Below are 3,014 nucleotides of genomic sequence, written 5' to 3' on the forward strand. Positions count from 1 at the left end.
GGGGCCGGGATGGTGGCGGTCAGGCCGTCGGCGACGGTGCCCGCCGGGGGCGGGGTCACCGCGGCGATGGCGGTGGTGACCACGCCGGAGGGCTCCGCGGGCGGGTCGGCGACGACGTTGGTGTGGTCGATGACCTCGCGGCGGGACAGCTTGTAGATCCAGGCGCTCGCGGCGACCAGGAAGACGGCGACCACGGCGGTGCCCCAGTCACCGAGTTCGGTGACGGCCTCGGCGCCCGCGCCGACCAGTGCGGCGGCCGGCAGGGTGAGCACCCAGGCGACGGCCATGCGGGTGGCGGTGGACCAGCGGACCACGCCGCCCTTGCGGCCCAGGCCCGCGCCCATCACGGCGCCGGAGACGACGTGGGTGGTGGAGAGGGAGAAGCCGAGGTGGGAGGAGGCCAGGATGGCCGTCGCGGCGCTGGTCTGGGCGGCGAAGCCCTGACGGGGCTCCAGGTCGGTCAGGCCGGTGCCCATGGTGCGGATGATGCGCCAGCCGCCGATGTAGGTGCCGGCCGCGATGGCCAGGCCCGCGGAGAGGATCACCCAGGTGGGAGGGTTGGAGCCGGGGGCGATGGCGCCGCCCGCGATCAGCGCGAGGGTGATGACGCCCATCGTCTTCTGCGCGTCGTTGGTGCCGTGCGCGAGGGAGACCAGGGCGGCGGAGGCGACCTGGCCGGTGCGGTAGCCCTTGCGGGTGGCCTCGCCCTCGGCCCTGCCGCCGATGCCGTAGGAGAACCGGGTGGCGACCATCGAGGCGATGCCCGCGACGACCGGCGCCGCGACCGCGGGCAGCAGCACCTTGGTCACCAGGACGCCGCCGTGCACGGCGCCGAATCCGGCGGAGGCGACGGCGGCGCCGATCAGACCGCCCATGAGGGCGTGGGAGGAACTGGAGGGCAGGCCCACCAGCCAGGTCACCAGGTTCCAGAGGATCGCGCCGACCAGGGCGGCGAAGATGACCTCGGGACGGATGCCGCTCTCGTCGACGAGACCCTTGGAGATCGTGTTGGCGACCTCCACGGAGAGGAAGGCGCCCACCAGGTTGAGGGAGGCGGACATGGCCACCGCGAGCTTCGGCTTCATGGCGCCTGTGGAGATGGTGGTGGCCATCGCGTTCGCGGTGTCGTGGAAACCGTTCGTGAAATCAAACGCGAGTGCGGTCACCACCACAATCGCGAGGATCAGCGAGAAGCTTTCCATTTACCCAGGCAATCGTTCGAGGTCGTTGGCTGGATGAACGTAGGCAACCTGGGTGAACGGAAGATGAACTGGGGCGGGCACGAGGGTGTCCGTAACGGGGGGTGTGGGCCTCCGTTTTCACCCCCCGCCCCGGGCGGGCCCAGGCGCCCCTTGGGTCACCAGCCCAGCGCGAAGGTCCGCAGCCGGCCGGGGGTGCCGTCGAAGAGATTCTGGTCACCCGGCAGCCGGCCGGTGGTGCCGTACTGCCAGAAGGTCCAGTAGCGCCAGCCGCCCGGCAGTCTGCCCGGGTCGGAGGTGCCGTGACGGGCGATCCACAGGGGGTGGGTGGAGGCGAAGGCGCGGCTGTTGCCGGTGCACAGCTTCCACCACTGGGACGTGGTGTAGATCACGGGCCGGCGGCCGGTCTCGCGCCGGATCTCGTCGCTGAAGGACCGGATCCACGTGGTCATCTTCTTCTTGCTCAGCCCGTAGCACTTGCGCTTGGCGTTGTACGGGTTGTACTCGATGTCCAGCGCGGGCGGCAGTGTCCAGCCGTCGGCCCGCCAGTCCCCGCCGTGCGCCACGAAGTACGCGGCCTGCCGGGCGCCGGAGGAGCGGTCCGGCAGTGCGAAGTGGTAGGCGCCCCGGATCAGGCCGGCCTCGCGCGCCCCGTCGTACTGCTGGTCGAAGTAGGGGTTGTGGTAGCTCGTGGCCTCGGTCGCCTTGACGTAGACGAAGCGGGCGCCGTCGTCCTGCGCGGACTGCCAGTCCACCCGCTTCTGGTGGGACGACACGTCGTGTCCCCGGGGCTGGTTCGCGGCCCGGTCCGGGGGGCCGGCCGAGGCGGTCGGGGCGCAGGTGAGGACGAACGCCGCCGTGGCCGCGGCGAGGACACCGGCGTGGCGGCGGAGAAGGGTGCGGGCCATGTGCCGTCTCCCCGGGGTGGCGGACGACCAGGTCGTGGCGGACGAGCGGGTCGCCGATCGGGCAAGGGGGGCTCATTCAAGGGCCGTTGATCACCGAATCGGCGGAGATTCCTGGTGTTTTGCCGTGATATGCACCCTTTTGGGTTGCGGGATCTCGGACAGAAGTACGCCGAACGGCCGCCCGCCGCGGGGGTGGCTGGCAGGATCGCGGCAAGACCGTGGAGCCGCGGGACGCGGGAGAGGAAGGGCGGGCGGGGTGCGCGCACAGGTGGACGAGGAAACGGCGGGCCGGTGGGCGGCGTTGGTCGCGACGGCGCGGCGGAGCGTGGCGGACGGACTGGTCGTCGGTACCTCGGGCAACGTCTCCGCGCGCGTCGGGGACGTGGTGCTCGTCACTCCCTCGGGTGTGCCCTACGACCGGCTGGGTCCGGACGACATCACCGGTGTGGACCTCACCGGCCGTCAGGTGCTCGGCACGCTGGTGCCGACCAGCGAGCTGCCGATGCACCTCGCCGTCTACCGCGGCACCGGGGCCCGCGCGATCGTGCACACCCACGCCGTGCACGCCACCGCGGTCTCCACCCTGGTGACCGAGCTGCCGCTGGTCCACTACATGGCCGCGGCCCTCGGCGGACCGGTGCGGGTCGCGCCGTACGCCACCTACGGCACCGAAGAACTGGCCGAGAACATGCTCCGCGCGCTGGCCGACCGCTCCGGCTGCCTGCTGCGCAACCACGGCACGATCACCTACGGCGCCACCCTCGACCAGGCCTACGACCGCACCGCCCAGCTGGAGTGGATGTGCCGCCTGTGGCTGACGGCCTCCTCGGTACCGGGCCTGACCCCGTCTTTGCTGACGGAGGCACAACTCGCCGAAGTCGGGGAACGCCTGAAGGGATACGGCCAA

3 protein-coding genes are annotated in these 3,014 nt (G+C 71.7%); 1 reads left to right on the forward strand and 2 read right to left on the reverse strand.

Features of this window, described 5'->3' with window-relative positions:
• Positions 1-1,202 (reverse strand): inorganic phosphate transporter (locus FRZ03_RS23845; RefSeq protein ID WP_146467201.1); only part of this gene is annotated, 1,202 nt, incomplete at its 3' end.
• A gap of 155 nt (positions 1,203-1,357) precedes the next feature.
• Complete coding sequence (locus FRZ03_RS23850) at positions 1,358-2,107, reverse strand: lysozyme (protein ID WP_146467196.1); 750 nt, start codon at positions 2,105-2,107, stop codon at positions 1,358-1,360.
• A 256-nt stretch (positions 2,108-2,363) separates the two neighbouring features.
• Between FRZ03_RS23850 and FRZ03_RS23855 the strand changes: the two genes are divergently transcribed.
• Positions 2,364-3,014: class II aldolase/adducin family protein (locus FRZ03_RS23855; protein ID WP_261399315.1), on the forward strand; the 651-nt coding region annotated here is incomplete at its 3' end.

The sequence above is a fragment of the Streptomyces misionensis genome (assembly GCF_007896895.1).
Taxonomy (GTDB): Bacteria; Actinomycetota; Actinomycetes; order Streptomycetales; family Streptomycetaceae; genus Streptomyces; species Streptomyces misionensis_A.

Coding starts and splice junctions, on each gene's coding strand:
- FRZ03_RS23850 (WP_146467196.1), bottom strand. CDS start 2,107: ATGGCCCGCACCCTTCTCCGCCGCCACGCCGGTGTCCTCGCCGCGGCC.